Source organism: Sphaerisporangium rhizosphaerae (assembly GCF_042665155.1).
In the GTDB taxonomy this organism is placed as follows: Bacteria; Actinomycetota; Actinomycetes; order Streptosporangiales; family Streptosporangiaceae; genus Sphaerisporangium; species Sphaerisporangium rhizosphaerae.
On sequence record NZ_JBHTCG010000028.1, the window covers coordinates 86,557 to 106,814 of the forward strand.

The 20,258-nt window shown below is 70.6% G+C and carries 20 protein-coding genes; 11 read left to right on the plus strand and 9 right to left on the minus strand.

Annotation, left to right across the window (positions count from 1 at the left end; translation table 11 throughout):
* Positions 1-128: 128 nt before the first annotated feature.
* The 4 genes from ACFQSB_RS30745 to ACFQSB_RS30760 all read left to right on the plus strand — a co-directional run bounded on the left by ACFQSB_RS30745 (position 129) and on the right by ACFQSB_RS30760 (position 3,855).
* A complete protein-coding gene (locus ACFQSB_RS30745; protein ID WP_380830340.1) occupies positions 129-1,211 on the plus strand; it encodes a peptidoglycan-binding protein in 1,083 nt (360 codons plus the stop codon).
* The gene (locus tag ACFQSB_RS30750; RefSeq protein ID WP_380830342.1) at positions 1,208-1,978 is read left to right on the plus strand and encodes an ABC transporter ATP-binding protein; all 771 of its coding nucleotides are present in this window, start codon (positions 1,208-1,210) and stop codon (positions 1,976-1,978) included. Before ACFQSB_RS30745 ends, ACFQSB_RS30750 begins: the two co-directional genes overlap by 4 nt.
* 88 nt (positions 1,979-2,066) lie before the next feature.
* Positions 2,067-3,296: an ABC transporter permease gene (locus ACFQSB_RS30755; protein ID WP_380830344.1), complete on the plus strand. Its 1,230-nt coding sequence runs from the start codon at positions 2,067-2,069 to the stop codon at positions 3,294-3,296.
* A 223-nt stretch (positions 3,297-3,519) separates the two neighbouring features.
* Entirely contained in the window at positions 3,520-3,855 is a 336-nt protein-coding gene (locus tag ACFQSB_RS30760; protein ID WP_354848196.1) for a cupin domain-containing protein, read from the plus strand.
* Between the two features lie 238 nt (positions 3,856-4,093).
* On the opposite strand, the gene ACFQSB_RS30765 is transcribed toward ACFQSB_RS30760, so the two are convergent.
* From ACFQSB_RS30765 to ACFQSB_RS30775, 3 genes are all read right to left on the minus strand, one after another.
* A complete protein-coding gene (locus tag ACFQSB_RS30765; protein ID WP_380830346.1) occupies positions 4,094-4,504 on the minus strand; it encodes a hypothetical protein in 411 nt (136 codons plus the stop codon).
* Positions 4,505-4,581: 77 nt separating this feature from the next.
* Positions 4,582-4,794, minus strand: a complete 213-nt coding sequence (locus tag ACFQSB_RS30770) for a DUF397 domain-containing protein (RefSeq protein WP_380830348.1) — start codon at positions 4,792-4,794, stop codon at positions 4,582-4,584.
* Positions 4,795-5,082: 288 nt separating this feature from the next.
* Positions 5,083-5,559: an ATP-binding protein gene (locus ACFQSB_RS30775; protein WP_380830350.1), complete on the minus strand. Its 477-nt coding sequence runs from the start codon at positions 5,557-5,559 to the stop codon at positions 5,083-5,085.
* Positions 5,560-5,672: 113 nt separating this feature from the next.
* Between ACFQSB_RS30775 and ACFQSB_RS30780 the strand changes: the two genes are divergently transcribed.
* From ACFQSB_RS30780 to ACFQSB_RS30795, 4 genes are all read left to right on the plus strand, one after another.
* On the plus strand, positions 5,673-6,554 hold the full coding sequence (locus tag ACFQSB_RS30780) for a helix-turn-helix domain-containing protein (RefSeq protein ID WP_380830352.1): 882 nt from the start codon (positions 5,673-5,675) through the stop codon (positions 6,552-6,554).
* A complete protein-coding gene (locus ACFQSB_RS30785; protein ID WP_380830354.1) occupies positions 6,547-6,747 on the plus strand; it encodes a DUF397 domain-containing protein in 201 nt (66 codons plus the stop codon). The genes ACFQSB_RS30780 and ACFQSB_RS30785 overlap by 8 nt, the downstream gene beginning before the upstream one ends.
* A gap of 224 nt (positions 6,748-6,971) precedes the next feature.
* Positions 6,972-8,090: an XRE family transcriptional regulator gene (locus tag ACFQSB_RS30790; protein ID WP_380830356.1), complete on the plus strand. Its 1,119-nt coding sequence runs from the start codon at positions 6,972-6,974 to the stop codon at positions 8,088-8,090.
* Positions 8,087-8,623: a hypothetical protein gene (locus ACFQSB_RS30795; protein ID WP_380830358.1), complete on the plus strand. Its 537-nt coding sequence runs from the start codon at positions 8,087-8,089 to the stop codon at positions 8,621-8,623. Before ACFQSB_RS30790 ends, ACFQSB_RS30795 begins: the two co-directional genes overlap by 4 nt.
* Before the next feature lie 209 nt (positions 8,624-8,832).
* Here ACFQSB_RS30795 and ACFQSB_RS30800 read toward each other — a convergent pair whose 3' ends face one another.
* Positions 8,833-9,141 (minus strand): hypothetical protein, encoded by a 309-nt coding sequence (locus ACFQSB_RS30800; RefSeq protein WP_380830360.1) that lies wholly within the window; start codon positions 9,139-9,141, stop codon positions 8,833-8,835.
* A 536-nt stretch (positions 9,142-9,677) separates the two neighbouring features.
* Between ACFQSB_RS30800 and ACFQSB_RS30805 the strand changes: the two genes are divergently transcribed.
* Together ACFQSB_RS30805 and ACFQSB_RS30810 are read left to right on the plus strand one after the other, a co-directional pair.
* Positions 9,678-10,961, plus strand: coding sequence for an ArsB/NhaD family transporter (locus ACFQSB_RS30805; protein WP_380830362.1), 1,284 nt, complete (start codon positions 9,678-9,680; stop codon positions 10,959-10,961).
* 20 nt (positions 10,962-10,981) lie between these two features.
* On the plus strand, positions 10,982-11,425 hold the full coding sequence (locus tag ACFQSB_RS30810) for a CBS domain-containing protein (protein WP_354922437.1): 444 nt from the start codon (positions 10,982-10,984) through the stop codon (positions 11,423-11,425).
* Positions 11,426-11,473: 48 nt separating this feature from the next.
* On the opposite strand, the gene ACFQSB_RS30815 is transcribed toward ACFQSB_RS30810, so the two are convergent.
* From ACFQSB_RS30815 to ACFQSB_RS30835, 5 genes are all read right to left on the minus strand, one after another.
* Entirely contained in the window at positions 11,474-12,577 is a 1,104-nt protein-coding gene (locus ACFQSB_RS30815) for a Gfo/Idh/MocA family protein (protein WP_354848211.1), read from the minus strand.
* Positions 12,574-13,317 carry a sugar phosphate isomerase/epimerase family protein gene (locus ACFQSB_RS30820; RefSeq protein ID WP_380830364.1) on the minus strand — a complete coding sequence of 248 codons (744 nt, stop codon included), beginning with the start codon at positions 13,315-13,317 and terminating at the stop codon, positions 12,574-12,576. Before ACFQSB_RS30820 ends, ACFQSB_RS30815 begins: the two co-directional genes overlap by 4 nt.
* Positions 13,318-13,506: 189 nt before the next feature.
* Positions 13,507-16,803 (minus strand): efflux RND transporter permease subunit, encoded by a 3,297-nt coding sequence (locus ACFQSB_RS30825; RefSeq protein WP_380830366.1) that lies wholly within the window; start codon positions 16,801-16,803, stop codon positions 13,507-13,509.
* A 178-nt stretch (positions 16,804-16,981) separates the two neighbouring features.
* On the minus strand, positions 16,982-17,653 hold the full coding sequence (locus ACFQSB_RS30830) for a response regulator transcription factor (RefSeq protein ID WP_354848219.1): 672 nt from the start codon (positions 17,651-17,653) through the stop codon (positions 16,982-16,984).
* Complete coding sequence (locus ACFQSB_RS30835; protein WP_380830368.1) at positions 17,650-18,915, minus strand: sensor histidine kinase; 1,266 nt, start codon at positions 18,913-18,915, stop codon at positions 17,650-17,652. Before ACFQSB_RS30835 ends, ACFQSB_RS30830 begins: the two co-directional genes overlap by 4 nt.
* Before the next feature lie 395 nt (positions 18,916-19,310).
* Between ACFQSB_RS30835 and ACFQSB_RS30840 the strand changes: the two genes are divergently transcribed.
* Complete coding sequence (locus ACFQSB_RS30840) at positions 19,311-20,150, plus strand: MIP/aquaporin family protein (protein ID WP_380830370.1); 840 nt, start codon at positions 19,311-19,313, stop codon at positions 20,148-20,150.
* Positions 20,151-20,258 lie beyond the last annotated feature (108 nt).

Sequence of the window (20,258 nt, forward strand, 5' to 3'; positions counted from 1 at the left end):
CCTCAGACGGCGTTAGCAACCGGTAAGCCCGCCGGCCCCGTCCCGCGCTTACCCGCCGCTAACCCGCCTCTGGCTAGAAACCCACCCATGCCGCGGGCGTGGGTCCCGCGGCGCGGAGGTGAACATCGATGGGAGCTCGGCGCCTGGCCGTCCTGCCGGCCGCGATCGGGGTGACCTTGATCCTCGCCGGGGCGGCCGCGGCGGCTGTGGTGATGAACTCCGGCGCCGGCGCGGCGGCGCCGTCCGCGTCGCCGGCGAGGAGCACGGCCGAGATCACGCGCGGCGACCTGGTGGACTCCTCCTCGGTGGACGGGACGCTGACCTACGCCGGCGAGCGGAAGGTCTACGCGGGCGCGCCCGGCACCGTGACGGCCGTCGCCGCCGAGGGGAGCACCGTCACCCGCGGCCACGCGCTGCTCAAGGTGGACCGCAGGCCGCTCGTGCTGATGTACGGGCGGGTCCCGGTGTACCGGACGATGCGGCGCGGCGTGAGCGACGGGCCCGACGTCCGCCAGCTCGAGTCCAACCTGAGGGCCCTGGGCTACGGGGACGACATGACCGTGGACGAGGAGTTCACCTACGCCACCGACCAGGCCGTACGGGAGTGGCAGGAGGACCGCGGGCTCCCGGAGACCGGCGCGGTGGACGCGGCCCAGGTCGTGTTCCTCGACGGGCCCGTGCGGGTCTCCTCGGCCGAGGTGGAGGTCGGAGACGCCGTGGGGCCGGGCAGGCGGGCGCTCGCCGTCACCTCCACCCGCCGCACCGTCCACGTGGACCTCGACACCGACTACCAGGCCATGGCCAGGAAGGGGGCGGCCGTGACCGTCGAGCTGCCCGGAGGGCGCCGGGTCAAGGGCACGATCTCCGAGGTGGGCACGGTGGCCCGGTCCAGCAGCCAGGAAGGCGATCCGGGAGGTGGTGACGGGGCCACCATCGACGTCGACATCACGCTGAAGTCGGCCAGGAAGGTCGGCCGGCTCGACCAGGCCCCGGTCACCGTGGACATGGAGAGCGAGCGGGTGAAGGACGTGCTGTCGGTGCCGGTCGAGTCGCTGCTCGCCCTGGCCGAGGGCGGCTTCGGCGTCGAGGTCGTCGAGGGCGCCTCCTCCCGCTATGTCGCGGTGGAGACCGGGGCCTACGGCGGCGGACGGGTCGAGATCACCGGCCCCGGGCTGGCCGCCGGCATGAAGGTCGGGGTGCCGGAGCAGTGAGCGCCATCGTCCGGCTCACCGACGTGCGCAAGGTCTACGGCGGGCACGTGGAGGCCCTGCGCGGGGTGAGCCTGGTCATCGAGGAGGGCGAGCTGCTGGCCATCGTCGGCCCGTCCGGGTCGGGCAAGTCCACGCTCCTCCACATGATCGGCACCCTGGACCGGCCCACCTCGGGAAGCGTCCGCATCGCCGGCCACGAGATCGCCGAGCTGTCGGACCGGGAACTGTCCGCGCTGCGCGCCCGCCGCCTGGGGTTCGTCTTCCAGCAGTTCCACCTGGCGCCCGGCACCACCGCGCTGGACAACGTGGCCGACGGCTCCCTCTACAGCGGACGCCCGCTGCGCGAGCGGCGCGAGCGGGCCGCCGCCGCCCTGGAACGGGTAGGACTCGGGCACCGGCTCGCGCACAAGCCCCACCAGCTCTCCGGCGGGGAGCAGCAGCGGGTCGCCGTCGCGCGCGCCGTCGTCGGGGACCCGCCCCTGCTGCTCGCCGACGAGCCCACCGGGAACCTGGACTCGGCGGCGGGCGCCGAGGTGCTGGAGGTGCTGCGCACCCTGCACGCCTCGGGCACCACGGTCGCGATCATCACCCACGACGCGGACGTCGCCGACCGGACGCCCCGGAGGGTACGCGTCCGGGACGGCCTCATCGCCGCCGACGACGGCCCACCGCCGATGCGCCCGGCCCGTACCGGCACCGGCGTCGGCGACGATCACCCGATGAGCGGCCCGGCCACCCCGCGGGAGACCGAAGGGAGCACCCGATGAACGGCACGACCGCGGGAGTTCGAGGGAAGCGCCTGACGGGCGGCGTGACCGGTATGGCCGCATGGCGGGACTTCGAGGGGGACCTCCGATGAGCAGCGGGACGACCGCCGTCAGGGCCGGCGGACGCGGAGAGCGGCTGGCGCCGTCGAGGCTCGCACCTCGTGACGTGCTGCGGGTGGGCGCCGCCGGGCTGCGCACCCGGCCGGCCCGGGTGGTGCTGTCGGCGCTCGGCATCGCGATCGGCATCGCCACCATGGTCGCCGTCATCGGCATCTCCGCCTCCTCGCGCGAGCAACTCCTGCGCGAACTGGACCGCCTCGGCACCAATCTGCTGACCGTGGCGCCCGGCCAGACCATGTTCGGCGACGACGCCAAACTGCCGAAGCAAGCGCTGGACATGGTCCGCCGCATCGGCCCGGTCACCAGGGCCGGCGCCACCGGACGACTGGACGCGACCGTACGCAGAACCGACCGCATCCCCGAAGCCGTCACCGGCGGCATCGCCGTGCAGGCGGCGGACGAGGGCCTGACCGCCACGCTGGAGGGCGCCGTCCGGCAGGGCACCTGGCTGAACGCCGCCATCGGGCGCGAGCCCGCCGTCGTGCTCGGCTCGGTCGCCGCCCGCCGGCTCGGCATCGAGCGCGTCGGAGTGCCGGTCTGGATCGCGGGCCGCTGGTTCACGGTGGTCGGGATCCTGGACGCGATGCCGCTGGCGCCGGAGATCGAACGCTCGGCCCTCATGGGCTGGGCCGCCGCCGAACGCTACGCGGGCTTCGACGGGTACCCGACCACGATCTACGAGCGCTCGCCGGACGAGACGGTGGAGGCGGTGCGCGGGGTCCTGCCGCGAACCGTCAACCCCGAGAGTCCCGACGAGGTGCAGGTCAGCCGGCCGTCCGACGCCCTCGCGGCCAAGGCGGCGGCCTCGGGCGCGTTCACGAACCTCCTGCTCGGCCTCGGCGCGGTGGCGCTGCTGGTGGGCGGGGTCGGGGTGGCCAACACCATGGTCATCTCGGTCCTGGAGCGCCGCAGGGAGATCGGCCTGCGCCGGTCGCTCGGCGCGACGCGCGGCCAGGTACGGCTCCAGTTCCTCACCGAGTCCCTGCTGCTGTCGGTGCTCGGCGGGGTGGCGGGCACGGCGCTCGGAGCGGCGGCCACGACGGCGTACGCCATGGCCAAGGGCTGGCCGGCGGTGGTTCCCGCCTGGGCGATGGGCGGGGCACTGCTCGCGACCCTGCTCATCGGCACCCTGGCCGGCATCTACCCGGCGATGCGCGCCGCCCGCCTCGCCCCCACCGTCGCCCTGGCCGCCACGTGAAGGCCCTGCCGCTTCCGCCCTGAACAGCATGTGATCGGCCGGGGAGCCGTCACCGGCGGCACGGAAAAGGTGTCAAACGGCTGACGAGGGTAGACGCGCAACGGGGTACGCATGAAGGTGAGCCTTCATCGTCCCGCGTGACCACTCCGGTCAGGATGCGGCGACCTGGAAGCGGGGCGCGCACGCCGGACCGGCCGCCGTGCCGAACGTGAGGGGAAGCATCGTGACGCAGAAGTTCTCTCTGGTGGCCATGGCCCGTCAGCAGCTCGACAAGGCCGTCGAATCGACCGGCGGGCACGCGGCCGACACCGTCGTGGGCGGGCACGAACGCGTCCTGCGGCAGACGGTCATGGCGTTCGCCAAGGGTTCGGAGCAGAGCGAGCACGAGGCCAACGGCGAGGCCACCATCTTCGTGCTGCTCGGACGGGTGCGCGTGATCGCCGGCGAGGTCTCCTGGGAGGCCCTGGCCGGCGACCTGATCATCGTCCCCGACACCCGCCACCGCCTGGAGGCCCTGGAGGACTCCGCCCTCCTCCTCACCGTAGCCATGCCCCGCTGACCACCGGCCACCGAAGCCCGCCGGCCACATCGCGGTGGAGTGCCGGTGGGTTCGATCGGCGCGGGGTGCCGTCGCCGCCGCTCCGGGAAATGGTGCCTTCGGCGCGCCCTTTTCGAGGCGATTCCCTTCTGCCGTCGCCCTCGCAGTCGCGCAGCGTTTCGTTGCGATCTGTGAGCCCTTGATGGGGAGGCCGCTGAAGCTTCGTCGTCAAGGTGAAGGTCGCCCCGGGCATCTATCATCACCGGCGGGCTGGGCAAGGATGAGCGGCGTGTCGGTTCGGGGAGCAGCAGACGACGCCGGCGGTCGCGAAGCGTCCCGCCTGTAGCCAGAAGCCCCATTGGACGTCGACTCCGCCCACCAGGGACTCCCTCGCGATCGTCAGCCGGAAGTCCAGTCCGACTTCGGCCTCGCAATCGGGGTACAGGAAGGTCGGAACGACCTCCTGGTAGCGCTCGGCGAGCCAGGACAAGGCATGCTCCACCCTCTGCGGTGACGCCGCCGCGCGGGTGAGCGGCTTCAGCAGCCAGTCGCAGGTGCGCATCGGAGGGAGAGGCGAGCCGGACCATGCCGGGGATGTCGGACGACGTTCGCCTTCCCGACGCTGGTCGTCGCCCTGACCGGTCCACGAGTAGCAGTGGAAGTGGTGCATCGTGCGCTTCTTTCCCCTATTTTCGGGCGCGGTCCCTGCCTGTCGCGAGCGGGCAGGGACCGCCTGTTCCGCTGGTGCTACAGGGTGGTCATTCCGGCGGCGCGGAGTTCGGCACCGGTGAACCGGAGCGTCCCGGCATCCGGGTTCTTGCCGTCACGCAGGGCGAAAGCGTCGATCGCGCCGGGGATGGGGGCGAGTTCCACGCATGCCTCCCCGTCATCGCCGGTGTACCCGCCGCACAACCGCCGGAACTGCGCTCCGGCGAGGTCGTGACCGTAAAGGTCGTGCATGTGTCTTCCCTTCCTGTGGTGCCCGGCGACGGTCGCCGGACGACTCGCCGGCGGCGGCACGATGGCGCCCCAGGGGTGGCGCCGCTTCGTGCCGTCGCCATGATGTGACGGCGAACGGGGTGGAATTCGCCGCCGCACCGGTTCATGACCGGTCGGCGGTGAAGCCGATTCGGATGCCAAGCGAGCCGATATGGCGGCTCGTATATGCGGTGCCATTTCGTTGCTCACCTACGTCATGAACAGCGTGATCGCTCAGTTCATGTGTCGGCCAACGAGCGCGTAAGTGGATCAGGTGGTAGTGAGGAAAGCATGCTTATGATCCGACGCAGAAGATTTCGCCTCCGCCGTCGCCCTGATCGCGGAGGCGACCCTGCCGCGCTCGTAGTTCACCTGGAACCACACGGTCCGGCTGGTCGCATCCTGACGCACACCCCAGCGAGCGGCGAGGATCTGCACGATCTGAAGACCCCGTCCGCCCTCGCCGGATTCGTCGACCCGTACGTGTGGAACCCCTGAGCCGCCCGCGTCCACCACGTCGACGTGAATGAAGTCGTAGCAGTCGGCGAGCGTCAGAGTGACTCTTCCGCCATGCCGGGAATCCGAATGGACCACCGAGTTGGTGACCACTTCGGAAACCAGGAGCGTCAAGGTGTCCAGCGCCGTGTGGCCATCACCGACTCTCTCCCGTACGAAGTCACGGGCCGTCCTGGCAGACCTGGGGTCGCCGGCCAGTTCGATGACGCCTAATAGTCTTCCCATCCGCATTGTGCTCGCCTTTTCGTCCGATCCAGGACTGCGCGTCTTTCAGACTTCGCCTTATCAGAGTGGCGGCAGAGAGTTACGATCGGGAGCGATTGGCGCTTACATAGCTTCACATCTTGCGTGAGCTGGTCCGTGAGCGCAGAAATATGTCGGAAATCGCCATAGAAAGGAGTGGGTTGTCCCCCACGAAGGACGTGGACCCGGGTGAGTCCCCCCGTGCCGTCTTCGCCTGCGAACTGCGGCGGTATCGTCAGGCGGCCAGACTTTCTCAGCGGGCGCTGGCGTCTCGCATGGGCTTCTCGGACTCGCTGGTAGCCATGGTGGAAACTCTCAGACGCCCGCCGACCGACGACTTCGCCCGCGCGTGCGACCGAGCCCTCGGCCTGGACGGCACCATGTTCGGCCTCTACATCGCCACGACATGGAACCGTGCGCCTGCGCACCTCAGGCCCTGGCTCGAACAAGAGGAAGAGGCCGACGTGCTTCGTAGTTGGGAGCCCATCCTGATCCCCGGCCTCCTGCAAACCGAGGCATACGCGCACGCGATGTTCTCGGCGGCTCCTGGCCTCACCCCTCAGGAGGTGGGGGAACGGCTTGCCAGCCGGATGCAGCGACAATCGATCCTGCAGAGGGACAAGCCTCCGGCGACGAGCTTCATCATGGATGAGGCCGTGATTCGACGGTGCATAGGCAGCGCGGAAGTTCTACGGGAACAACTACGGTTCCTGCTGGAGGTCGCACACCGGCCCAAGATCACCATACAGATCGTGCCCTACGACGCAGGAGAGCACTGCGGGCTGGCCGGGGGGTTCATCATCGCCGAGCGGAACGGATCTCCCTATGCGGCCTACACGGACGCGCAGCCGAATGGGCGAACGATAGAAGACCGGCAGGTCATCGTCGAGCTGACGGCTAGATATGACGCGGTGCGCGCTGAGGCTCTACCGTTCAAACAGTCACTCCGCCTCATACAGGAAGTGGTGAACCAAAGTGGGTGACCTTTGGGGCGCACAATGGCGCAAGAGCACCTACAGCACAGACAACGGCAACTGTGTCGAGGTCGCGTCGAACGTGCCGGGGATCATCGCGGTGCGGGACAGCAAGAGCGCGGCGTCCGTAGCCCTCGTCCTGCCGCCGGCCGAGTGGTCCACGTTCTTGGGCGCGCTCAAGACCGGGGAAATGATCGCCTGACACCCGCGACCACGCACGAGAGGAAGGAGCCCTGGCCCACCCGGCAGGGCTCCTTTCGCATCCGCGCACACCCCGAACCTCGGCGTTGGTCTCACCTCGGCTGCCGGGCCAAAGACGCGGAAGTTCTCTCTGGTGGCCATGGCCCGTCAGTCGAGGCAGCAGGCGTGACGTGCCATTAAGATCACATTCTGTGATCGACCGAGATTATGTGCGATAATGGCACCATGATCGATGGGCAGGAGTGGCACCAGGTCGGCGCGCGTGTTGCGGAAGCTCGTCGGGCCCGGGGGTACAGCCAAGATCGCCTTGCCCACGAGCTCGGCGTGGACCGCACCGCGGTGACCAAGATCGAAGCCGGTCGCAGGCAGATCAACTCCCTCGAACTCGTCCGCTTGGCGGAAGTCCTCGGGCGACCGCTCCAGTGGTTCGTGTCGGTCCCGCCGGCCGCTGTCATCAGCCGGCGTGCGGCCGTCGCCGGGCAGCGTAGTGATCAGAAAGGTGATCTGGCGATCGAGGACATCGCCCGCGACCTGGCGGTCCTCGCCGATGTCCGGGTGCTGACCCCGAACCCGGCGAAAGGATCCCTGAGATCGATCAAACCGGGCGCTGCGGACTGGTCCGTGGAGCCGGCGGCGTCCGAGGCCAGATCTCTCCTCGGTGTCGATCCCTGCGCCCCTCTGCACAACTTGGCCGACCTCGTCGAACGCGTGGGGTTGTTCCCTTACTCCCTCGCCCTTGGTGAATCGGCCGCCGACGGCGCCTATGTCGAGGTGGAGGGTCTCGGGGTGGCAGTGATCAACGGGGAGATCGACCCGGGGCGCAGGCGTTCCACTCTTGCTCACGAGTTGGGCCATCACCTCTTTGGGGACGCATACTCCGTTGACTGGGGAACCGACACTAATGGCGCGGAGTGCGCGATCGACTCATTCGCTATCAACCTTCTCTTTCCTCGCAAAGGCGTTACCAGGCGATGGCATGACCTTCGAAAGGACTTGGAGCCCCGCCAGGCCGCCATCGTTGTCAGCGCGGAGTACCGAATAAGCTGGACCGCTGCCCTGAGGCAGCTGCGAGCATTCGAGCTCATCTCGAAGGGCGAGTTCGGTCTTCTCGACTCGCGTTCTCCCACTCGGGCGGACTATCTCGAATGCAACATGCGCGTTGTCGAAGAGCTGCAGCCGCCGTACATACCGACAGGGGTGTCCGCGGCCGCGATTCGTGCATATCGCAGCCATCGCCTGTCCGGCGAGCGGGTAGCGGACATTCTGCGTGGTGAGATCGAGATCGATGATCTCCCTGTCCGGGACGAGGTGCCCCTGGACGCGCTCCGGGGCGAGTTGCGTTGAGCCTCGGACGTCTGGTCGTCGACAGTTCGCCGCTGAACTACTTCGCCCGATCGAATCAGCTCCCCATATTCGCCAAGCTCGTGGCCGGCAGCGTATGTCTCATCACGAAGGCGGTCGAGGAGGAGTTGCTCCGAGGCGGGTCCAAGCACGCCCAGTTGTTCCAAGCGTCTGCCCAACCTTGGGTGACGGTGGTCGATGAGAGCGCATTGGACTATCTAACGCTTTTTTCTGAATATCATGACCGCCTTGGTCGCGGCTCCCGCAACATCGGTGAGGCGACCACGCTCGCTTACGCCGAGTTCCACAACATCGTCGCGGTGATCGATGATCGCGTCGGGCGACGTCATGGAGTGGAGCGAGGCGTCAAGGTGACGGGGACGCTCGAGTTGCTCTGCAAGGGCATCCGCGAGGGATATGTCGAACCCGGAGAAGCGACCGAGGTAGTAGATCTTCTGAGCGATCACGAGGCGTTTCTTCCATGTGATGGCGCTGGGTTCATCGAGTGGGCGCATGCGGAAGGACTGCTGGAGTGAATCTTTGTACGCCGTTCGCGGGCTGATCGCTCCTGCGCGGTCAGCCGTACCAGGCGTCGGTGATGGTGCCTTCTTGGGTGCGGAAAAGGACGTGCGTCTGCGTGACGGTGGGTCCGTCGTGAGGACGACCGCGCCGACCTGTTCGACGACGATGCCGCCGGCCGGTTTGCCCAGGCGGGTCCACACCATGAGCCGACCCCCATGTCCGCTCAGACCTCGGCGTCGTGATCGGTCACCATGGCCACCGGGGCGTACTCGCGACCGGCTTGCGGCTGGACGACACGGGCGCCGAGCCCGAGGTTCGGCCTTCCCTCCTCCGACGGCATGCCCGCGTCCTCCCAGCGGGGTGCGGCGGCGTCGGTGACGTTGACGTACAGGCGCCCGTCCACGGCGCGCCTGCGGTCCTCCAGCGTTGGATCCGCGATCGCGAAGTCACTGGCGTGCGTGGTGACGGCTTCGAGCAGCGTGGCTTCCAGTCCGGCGCCGTTCCGGACATGGTTGCGCAAGAAGAGTTGCACGTCTCGCCGAGGACGGGCTCCGGGATGACGAGCCGGCTGGGCCATGTCATCAGGAGACGGGTGCATCTGGTGTGGAACGTGTCGCCCGGATCGAAGGTGGCGATGAGCGGGTCCGAATCGCACAGCAGGGCTTTCACGGCTCGGCGCGGATGGCCTCGATCGCCTCCACGATCTCCTGTTCTTCCGAGCCTCCGCCATGATCTCGCGGTAGCGGGTAGAGAGATCGTGTTCGCCGCTGGCTCCTAGACCGACCCAGGGGAATCGTCGCCGGACGGCTTCGTAGTCGATCGGCTCCTCGTCGCTCATGCCTCCAGCATGGACAGGCGTTCCACAGCGGCCGGCTCGCAGTTCGTTGCGGACGTTCTTCAGCATGGAGTCATCAAATAGTCACCGAGGGTAAATACGGCGACGTGCGCTGGGACACCGAGTTCTCTCATGACGGTTGGTAGGGTTCTTGGAGAGTTGTCAGGTGTGCCGGGAAGTCTGGTCGGCGGTTCTGCTGACGTTGCCCAGACCGGCTTCCCGGAGGTTCGCCTGTGATCGCTGTCGCCGCCGTCGTCGTGTTCGTCGCCGTCTATGGGCTGATCGCGACCGAGCGCATCCATCGCACGGCCGCCGCGCTCGGCGGCGCCGGGCTGATGTTGCTGATCCACGCGGTGGACGGCCGGTCGGCGTTCTTCTCCGAGCGTTCGGGCATCGACTGGAACGTCATCTTCCTGCTGCTCGGCATGATGATCATCGTAGGCGTGCTCAAGCAGACCGGCGTGTTCGAGTACGTCGCGATCTGGGCGGCCAAACGGGCCAAGGGCAGGCCGTTCCGGCTGATGGTCATGCTGATCGTGATCACGGCGCTGGCGTCGGCGCTGCTGGACAACGTCACCACCGTGCTGCTGATCGCCCCGGTCACCTTCCTGGTGTGCGACCGGCTGGCGCTGCCGGTGGCGCCGTTCCTGATCGCCGAGGTGATGGCGTCCAACATCGGCGGCACCGCGACGCTGGTGGGCGACCCGCCCAACATCATCATCGCCAGCCGGGCCGGGTTCACCTTCAACGACTTCCTGGTGCACCTGGCGCCGTTCATCGTCGTGGTGCTGGTGGTCTTCGTCGGTCTGTGCAGGTGGCTGTTCCGGTCGGCGTTCGTGTACGACCCGGCGCGGGCGCTGCAGATCATGAAACTGAACGAGCGCGAGGCCATCGCGGACCACCGCCTGCTGACGCAGAGCCTCGCGGTGCTCGCCGTGGTGATCGCCGCGTTCGTCCTGCACCCGGTGCTGCACTACGAGCCCGCGGTCGTCGCGCTGCTCGGCGCCGGCCTGCTCGTCGCCGCGACCAGGGTGACGGTGGAGGAGGCGATCCGCGACGTCGAGTGGGCCACGCTGGTGTTCTTCATGGGCCTGTTCGTCATGGTGGGCGCTCTGGTGGAGACCGGCGTCATCGGCCAGGTGTCGCAGGCGGCGGCCTCGGCGACCGAGGGCAGCCTGCTGCCGGCCACGATGGGGCTGCTGGGCGGGTCGGCCGTGCTGTCGGCGATCGTGGACAACATTCCCTATGTCGCCACGATGAGCCCGATCGTCGCCGACCTGGCCCACGTGAGCGGGCCGTCCGGCGACGTGCTGTGGTGGGCGCTCGCCCTGGGCGCCGACCTGGGCGGCAACGCGACGGCGGTGGGCGCGTCGGCCAACGTGGTCGTGCTCGGCATCGCCGCCCGCAACGGCGTCCGCATCAGCTTCTGGGAGTTCACCAAGTACGGCCTGGTGGTCACGGTGGTGACCGTGGGGCTGGCGGCTCCGTACCTGTGGTTGCGCTATCTCGCCGGTTAGGCTCGGCAAGGAGGTCTTCGGTGCACGCGCGTGATCTTGTCTGCGGCTTTCCCACGGTGACGGCCGGCACTCCCGCGGCGGAGGCGGCCCGGCTGCTCGCCGAGCAGGACCTGCCCGGCCTGATCGTCCTGGACGGTGACGGCAGGCCGCTGTGCGTACTGCCCGGCACGCAGGTGCTGCGGCTGGCCGTGCCGCGCTACTGCCAGGACGACCCGGCCTTGGCCCGCGTCATCGACGAGGACCAGGCCGACGCGTTCGTCCGCGCGCTCGGCGGCCGCACGGTGGGCGAGTGCCTGCCCGAGCAGCCGCGCGAGCTGCCGATCACCGACCCGGACGCCACCGTGCTGGAGGTGGCCGCCCTGATGGCCCGCACCCGCAGCCCGCTGATCGCCGTCGTGGAGGAGGGCGTGCTGCTGGGCGCGATCACCCTCCAGACGCTGCTCGCCCGCGCGCTGGCCGTCTGAGGCGGGCCGGGCGCCGGGTCCGCCCGATCAGGGGACCCGGCGCTCCCGTCAGGAGAGGGTGGCCTCCTCGGGGTTCCAGTCGGCGGGGAGCGGCTCGGGTTCGCGGACCGTCGTGGACAGGTGCCGGAACTCACCGTCCTCGGCCGAGCCGGCGATGGCGGCCATCGCCTCCAGCACGTGCAGGGCGAGGCTGCCGGAGGCGCGGTGCGGCACGCCGCCGCGCAGCGCCCGCGCCATGTCCAGCACGCCGAGGCCGCGTCCGACGGTGGTGCCTTCCACCGGCAGCTCGCGCCAGTCGTCGTCGCCGGCCGCGCGCACCTTCAGCGGCCCGCCGAAGGTGTTGGGGTCGGGCAGCGACAGGCTGCCCTCGGTGCCGATGATCTCGATCATCGTCACGTGCGCGGGGGAGTCGAAGCTGAACGTCGAGGACGCGCTGGCCCCGCCCGCGAAGTCGAGCAGCGCCATGACGTGCGTGGGCACCTCCACGGCGAAGCGCGTGCCGCCCTTCGGGCCCGAGCCGATCACCCGGTACGGGCGGGCCTTGCGGGCGGTGGCCGCGACCTTGGCCACCGGCCCGAGCGCGGCGACCAGCGCGGTCAGGTAGTACGGCCCGATGTCGAACAGCGGGCCCGCCCCGCGCTGGAACAGGAACTCCGGGTTGGGGTGCCAGGACTCCGGGCCGGGGTTCTGCATGACGGCGGTCGCGGCGACCGGCGCGCCGATCAGGCCGGACGCGAGGGCCCGCTGGGCCGACTGCAGGCCCGCGCCGAGGAAGGTGTCGGGCGCGTTGCCGACCCGCAGGCCCCGTTCGGCGGCCTCGGCCAGCAGCTTCTCGCCCTCCTCGGGGTCCAGGGTCAGCGGCTTCTCGCCGTAGACGTGCTTGCCCGCGCGCAGGGCGGCGGTGGCGACGGCGGCGTGCGCGGCGGGGATGGTGAGGTTGACGACGATCTCCACCTCGGGGACGGCCAGGACGGCGTCCACGTCGCCGGCCACGGGCACGCCGTACGCGCGGGCCTTCTCCTCCGCTCGCGCGACGTCGAGGTCGGCGACGCCGAGCACCCGCACGTCGGGGAAGGTGGTGAGGTTGCGCAGGTAGGCGTCGCTGATCGCGCCGGCGCCCACGAGGGCGACGCCGACGGGCCCGCCGGTCATGCGCGCTCCAGCTCGGTGAGGTAGGCGTGGCTCTTGGCCAGGGCCTCGTAGATGTCGGTGTCGCAGTTGTCGAGCTCGACGATGCGCAGCGCGCCGGGGGCGGCGGCGAGGAAGTCCGGCACCGGCATCACGCCCTCGCCGAGGGCGGTGTGGGCCTGGCCCTTGACGCCGGGGCCGTCCTTGACGTGCAGAGCCAGGACGCGGTCCCCGAGCCGCCCGAGCAGCGCGGGCACGTCGGCGCCGCCCACGGCCGCCCAGTAGGTGTCGATCTCCAGGAACACGCCGGGGGCGAGCAGTTCGGCGAGCGCCTCGATGGCGTGGACGCCGTCGATCTTCGGCTCGATCTCCCACCAGTGGTTGTGGTAGCCGAGCCGCATGCCGTAGCGGCCGGCGTGCTCGGCCAGGCCGTTGAGCAGGTCGGCGGTGCGGTCGAGGCCGTCGCGGGTGGTGAAGTCCTCCTCGGGGATGCCGCCCGGGATGATCACCAGGTCGGCGCCCACGGTCGCGATGGCGTCCAGGACGGCGTCCGGCTCCTGCGAGAGCAGCGCGTAGGCGTGCGTGCTCGGCACGGTGAGCCCGAGCTCGTCGGCGGTCCTGCGGAATCCCTTGGGGTCGTCGGTGGGGTCGTAGGCCTCGACGGCGCCGTATCCGATGTCCGCTATCCGCCGTAACACCTCGTCACGATCGACCTTCACCTGGTCACGAACGGTGTAAAGCTGTACGCCCAGCGGCTTCGCCATCGGGAGGGAACCTCCTGGTCCAGAGGGCGGAGTGCCCGCGTCGACACTCCGCGTAACAACCGGGTAATCGGTACGTAAAGACGCTAAGTCGCCGGTATTGGAAAGACAATGGCCAATTTGGGTTCTGAACCGGGAAAGCGCCGGTCGCCGCGATGGACGGCCGGCGCTTTCTCCTCACCCGGTAGCGGGTCAGGCGTGGCCCGGCGCGCTCACGGCGGGCTCGCTGGGCGTCTCCTCCCGCGGGGGCGGCAGAGGCGTCCCGCCCTTGCGGCGCTCGCGCCGGGCGCGGGCCTTCTCCTTGCGGTTCTCGACCATCGTGTACAGCGTCGGCACCAGCACGAGGGTGAGCAGCGTGGAGCTGATCAGGCCGCCGATCACCACGACGGCCAGCGGCCGGGAGATGAAGCCGCCCCCCTGGGTGATGCCGAGCGCCATGGGCAGCAGCGCGAAGATCGTCGCCAGCGCCGTCATCAGGATGGGCCGCAGCCGCCGCCGGCCGCCCTCGACGACCGCCTCGTGCAGGGGCATGCCCTGCTCGCGGTACTGGTTGACCAGGTCCATCAGGACGATCGCGTTGGTGACGACGATGCCGACGAGCATCAGCATGCCGATCATCGCGGCCAGGCCGAGCGAGGTGTCGGTCACCAGCAGCAGGCCGATCGCCCCGGTGGCGGCGAACGGGATCGAGACCAGCAGCAGCAGCGGCTGCACCAGGCTGCGGAAGGTCGCCACCATGACGAAGAACACCAGCGCGACCGCCGCCACCAGCGCCAGCCCGAGGCTGCCGAACGCCTCCGCCTGGTCGGCGCTGACGCCGCCGATCTCGACGGAGGCGCCCGCCGGGAGCGACAGCGCGTCCACCCGCTTGCGCAGTTCGGCGGTGGTGGCGCCGAGGTCGGCGCCGGTGGACTTGCCCGACACCGTGGCGCTGCGGTCGCCGTCGATGCGGGTGACCTCGACCGGCCCGTTGACCTGCTTGACCGTGGCGACGTCGCCGAGTTCGACCGTGCCGGCGAGTTTCAGGTCGCGCAGGTCGGCCTGCGAGGCCGGCGCCTTGCCGGGCCGGAGCACGACGTCGGCCGTGGTGCCGTCCAGGGCGATCTGGGTGACCGTGCTGCCCCTGAACGCCTGCGCCACAGCCTGTCCGATGGCGACCTCGCTGAGGCCCTTCACCGCGGCCTTCCTGCGGTCGACCGTGACGTCGATGCGGGGCGCGGTGTCGGCGACGCTGCTGGTCACCTCGGCGACGTCCGGAACGCCGGCCATGGCCCGCTGGACGGTCTGCGCGGCGGTGCGCAGGGTGTCCAGTTCCGCCGCGCGCACGACGACCTGCAGCGCGTTGCCGCCGAAGCCGCCGGCCTGGCCGACGCCGACCTCGCCGATGCCCGGCGTGGCGGCGAGCCGGTCGGTCAGCCGGCGCTCGACCGCGCCCGCGTCGGCGCCGTCGCGCAGCGTCAGCGAGTAGCTGGCCCGGGAGGTCCCGCCATTACGGCCGCGCCCGCCCAAGCCGATGCCTCCGCCGCCGCCCACGGTGACCTGGTACGAGGCCACCTCGCTGGTGCCCGAGACGACCTGCTCGACCTTCTTGGCCATGGCGTCGGCCGCCGCGAGGGAGGTGCTGACCGGGAAGGTCTGGCGGATGCTGATGGTGTTCTGACCGGAGTCCTCGATGAAGCTGGTGCGGATCATCGGCACCAGGCCCAGCGTCCCGATGAAGATCACCATGGCGATGGCGACCGTGGTGATCCGGTGCCGGGTCGCGAAGCGGATCACCGGGACGTAGGCGCGCTGGAGCAGGCCCCGGCGCTCCTTCTCGTCCGCCGCCCGCCTGATCGCCTCGGAGTCGCCGTCCTTGGGCGCCTTCATGAACCAGTAGGCGAGCACCGGGACGACGGTGAGCGCGACCAGCAGCGATGCGAGCAGCGCCACCGTCACGGTGATCGCGAACGGGCTGAACAGCTCGCCGACCAGGCCGCCGACGAAGGCGATGGGCAGGAACACCGCGACGGTGGTCAGCGTGGAGGCGGTCACCGCGCCCGCCACCTCGCGCACGCCGTTCTCGACGGCCTGGCGCTTGGGCTCGCCGTAGGACAGGTGCCGCTTGATGTTCTCAAGGACCACGATCGAGTCGTCCACCACCCGGCCGATCGCGATGGTCAGCGCGCCGAGGGTGAGCATGTTGAGCGAATAGTCGCGGATCCACAGGGCGATCAGCGCGATCAGCACCGACAGCGGGATGGACACGGCCGTCACGATGGTCGACCGCAGCGAGAACAGGAACACCAGGATCACCAGCACGGCCATGGCCAGGCCGAGCAGGCCCTCGGTGGTCAGGCTCTCGATGGCCTGCTCGACCGACGGCGCCTGGTCGAAGATCACGGTGAACCTGGCGTCGTCGCCCAAGGCGGAGGCCAGCGCGGGCAGCTTCGCGCGCACGTCGTGCGAGATCGACACCGCGTTGCCGCCGGACTTCATGGTGACCGCGATGCCCAGGCTCGGCCGGCCGTTGGTGCGGGTCAGCGTGGTGGAGTCGGCGACCCCGAGCTTGACGGTGGCCACGTCGCCCAGGCGCACGGGCTTGGGCTTGGCGGGCGCCCGAGGAGCCCGCGAAGCCGCGGTTCCGGCGGCGCCCGCGGTCCCGGACGCCCCGGGCACGCCACCCTGGCCGCCCGCGCCCGCCCGGCCCTGCCCGGACGCCTGGCCCTGTCCTTGCCCCTGCCCTTGACCCTGTCCCTGGGCGGCGGCGGGCGGGGTGAGGTAGAGGTTCTTGATGTCCTGCACCGAGCCGAGCTTGGTGCCCACCTGGACGCTGAGGGACTTGTCCGACTTCGTCAGCGTGCCCGCGGGCACCGGAGTGCCGGCCGACTGGACGGCCGAGGCGATCGAGGAGGCGCTCAGCCCGTGCTCGGCCAGCTCGTCGTCGTCCGGCTCGATGGTGATCACCTCGTCGCGGGTGCCGGAGACCGACACCTCGCGCACCCCCTCGACCCCACTGAGCGCCGGGACGACCTCGGCGGTGAGCCGGTCGGCCAGCCGCCGCTGGTCGCCGGCCGAGCTGGCGGCGAGCTGGATCACCGGCAGGTCGTCGGTGCTGCCCGTGACGGCCTGCGGGTCCACCCCGTCGGGAAGCTGGGTCTGCACGCGGCCGATGGCCTGCTGGATGCGGTTCTGGGCCGCGTCGATGTCGGTGCCGTAGTCGAACAGCACCTGGACGGTCGCGCTGGACTCGCGGGAGGTCGAGTTCACGCCGGTCACGCCGGACAGCCCGCGCACGGCGTCCTCCAGCGGGCGGGTGACGCCGTCCTCCACGATCTGCGGCGCCGCGCCGGGATAGGAGGCGACGATCGACACGGTGGGGAAGGAGAGCGACGGCAGGAGCTGCTGCTTCAGCGCGGGGATGGTGTACACCCCGAAGGCGGCCACCACGATCGTGATGAGGGCGACCAGGCCGCGGTTGGCGAGGCTCAGTCTGGCGAGTAACGACATCGGTCCATCTCTTGGTCGGGTTCGGCAGGGGCGGCCGGCGCCTGTGGGAGGGGCGCCGCTCGCGGTCGCGGGCCGGTCGCCCGGCACCGTACTTCAAGGCTCATCGCCGCCTGGGCGAAGGGTGTCCGTCGCTGGGAGGGTCTTGTCCTACCGCGAACGTCGTAGGGGAGCGGGAGGGCTACCGCGCGCGGGGGCGCACGAGGCCCGTCTCGTAGGCGATCACGACCAGCTGGGCACGGTCGTGCGCGCCCAGTTTGATCATCGCCCGGTTGGCGTGCGTCTTGGCGGTCATGCGGCTGATGCCCAGGTGGTCGGCGATCTCGTCGTTGGTCAGCCCGGCGGCGACCAGCGTCATCACCTCGCGCTCGCGGTCGGTGAGCACGTCCAGGTGCTCGGGGGTGTGGTCGGGCCGGGCTCCGGGCGCCGACAGGAAGCGGGCGATGAGCCCCTTGGTGGCGCCGGGGGACAGCAGGGCGTCGCCGCGCGCCACGACACGGATGGCGTCCTGGAGCTCGCCGGCCTCGACGCTCTTGCCGAGGAACCCGCTGGCGCCCGCGCGCAGCGCGGCGAAGACGTACTCGTCGATCTCGAAGGTGGTCAGCACCAGCACCCGCACCCCCGCGAGGTCGGCGTCGGAGGTGATCGCCTGGGTGGCGGCCAGGCCGTCCATCCCGGGCATCCTGATGTCCATCAGCACCACGTCGGCCCTGGTGTCCCGGGCGAGGCGCACCGCCTCGTGGCCGGTGTCGGCCTCGCCGACCACCTCCAGGTCGGGAGCGGAGTCGACCAGGACGCGAAAGCCGGCCCGCACGAGGGCCTGGTCGTCGGCGAGCAGCACGCGGACGGTCATACGGCGCTCGCCGCGGGAGCGGGCAGGACCGCGTGGACGCGGAAGCCGCGGCCGGGTGAGGGGCCGACGCTGAACGTCCCGCCCACCGACAGGGCCCGCTCGCGCATGCCCACCAGCCCGTGCCCGGTGCCGGCCGGCGCGAGACCGTCCAGGGAGCCCGGGGAGCCGTCCGGAGGGCCGTCCGCGGCGGGGGTGGCGCCCGGGACCGCCGCGCAGCCCCGGCCGTCGTCGCTGACCTCGACGGTCAGCTCGCGCCGCCCGTAGGCGATGCGCACCCGCGTCGTGGCCGGGCCGGCGTGCTTGCTCACGTTGGTCAGCGCCTCCTGCACGACGCGGAACGCCGTCAGCTCCACCGGGGAGGGCAGCGGCCGGGGGGTGCCCTCCAGATGGCAGTCCACGTCCATGCCCGCCGCGGTGAAGGAGGTGATCAGCTCGGGCAGGCGGTCCAGCCCGGGCGCGGGCTCGGTGGGCAGCTCCTCGGCGCTGCCCGGCCGGCGCAGCAACCCGACCGTGGTGCGCAGCTCGTCCAGGGCCGCCCGCCCGGCCTGGCGGATGTGGCCGAGGGCCTCGCGCGCCTGCCGCGGCTCGGCGTCCATGACGTGCGCGGCCACCTGCGCCTGCACGTTGATGAGCGCGATGTGGTGGGCCAGCACGTCGTGCAGCTCGCGGGCGATGCGCAGCCGCTCCTCCATGACCCGGCGCTCGGCCTCCTCCTCGCGGGTCTGCTCGGCGCGGCGGGCGCGCTCCACCACGGCGGCGATGTACGCGCGGCGGCTGCGCACGGCGTCGCCGACGGCGATGGCCATGCCGATCCACGCGATCTGCCCGGCCACCTGCGGGGTGAGCCAGGCGTCGCCGGACAGGACGATGCGGGTGCCGCCGAGGACGAGCGCGGCGACCACGCCCCATGTCCACGAGACGCGGCGGGGGGTGTGGACGGCGAGGGTGACCAGGGCCACGGCCGAGACCAGGTCGAACGGGGGGCGGGGGCCGCCCGTGATCAGCAGTGTCACCGAGCCCGCCACGGCCAGCGCGGCGACCAGGCGAGGGGAGGCGCGGCGGAACACCAGCGCCAGGCACATCGCCGCCGCCAGGGCCACCGCGGCCGGGGCCGGGCCGGGGATCGGCGGCAGGTCCACGCGGGGCCGGTGACCGGCCGGCGGCCCGAGGACGGTCCCCGCGAAGGTCAGGCACGCGATGAGGGTGTCCACCAGGTACGGGTGGGAGGAGACGGCCTCGCGCAGCCGGGTCACGCGACTCACGCCCACCACGGTACGGCCGCGGCGCCGCTTCCTCCTCGTCCGGGGGGACCGTCCTTCGCTACGGCGATCGTGGTACGCCCGCCACCAGGCGACCTTGACCTCGTCGTTGCCGCGGGGTGGAAATTCTCCGTCAGCCGCTCATAATCGAAAACGTGATCGGTGCGGATACCGGGACGACGGCGGACGAACCCGGGGAAGTCACGAACTACGCGAAAAATTTTCTTGACCCGTTCGTGAACATGGCTTTCTCGTCCTTCGGTGCAGTGTTGCTGCAGGTTGAACAGACGGGCGGGCGCCCAGCTCCTCCGCTTGACGGCCGATGGTAACGGCCCGCCGTCGCCTCCGCGGCGGTCAGGCACAACGGCGAGTCGTACGGCGACACGTGAGGAGACGACATGGCCGGACCGAAACGATCCCCCAGCCTGCTCGGTGAGCTGGCCGCGGAGTTCGCGGGCACTCTGATCCTGATTCTCATCGGAACGGCCGTCGTGGCCCAGGTCGTGGCCGGCGGCCTCGGCGACCACGACAGCATCGCCTGGGCGTGGGGCCTCGGCGTGACGCTCGGCGTCTACACCGCGGGCCGCATCAGCGGCGCCCACCTCAACCCGGCCGTCTCGATCGCCCTGGCGGTGTTCAAGGGCTTCGCATGGCGCAAGGTGCTGCCGTACTCGCTCGCCCAGACCGCGGGCGCGTTCGTCGCGGCGCTCCTGGTGCGGTGGAACTACACCGAGGTCCTCGCCCAGGCCGACCCCGGCCACACGATCAAGACGCAGGGGGTCTTCTCCACCCTGCCGGGCAACGGCACGCTGCCGGTGCACGAGTGGGGGGCCTTCCGCGACCAGGTGATCGGCACGGCCATCCTGCTGTTCCTGGTCCTGGCCGTCACCGACCTGGCCAACAGCGCTCCGGCCGCCAACCTCGCCCCGTTCGTGGTGGGGCTCATCGTGGTGGCGATCGGCATGGCCTGGGGCACCAACGCCGGCTACGCGATCAACCCGGCCCGCGACTTCGGGCCGCGACTGGCCTCCTACCTGACCGGGTACGGGTCGGCGTGGCGAGATCAGTACGGCAACCTCTATTTCTGGGTGCCGATCGTGGCCCCGGTCATCGGCGGCGTGCTGGGCGCCGGGCTGTACCAGGCGCTGGTCGCACGATTCCTGCCCGAGCCGGGCGAGCCGGAGCCGGGTACCGTGCCCACCGAGAGGGAAGCGTCCGATGGGACCCTCAGGGCCTAGCGGCAGACGGCAGGACGGAAGGACGGCAGAGGGCAGGACGGCAGACGGCAGGACGGCAGGACGCCGTGCAGGGCGTGGACGGCGTGAAAGGCGCGAGGCCCGCCAGTG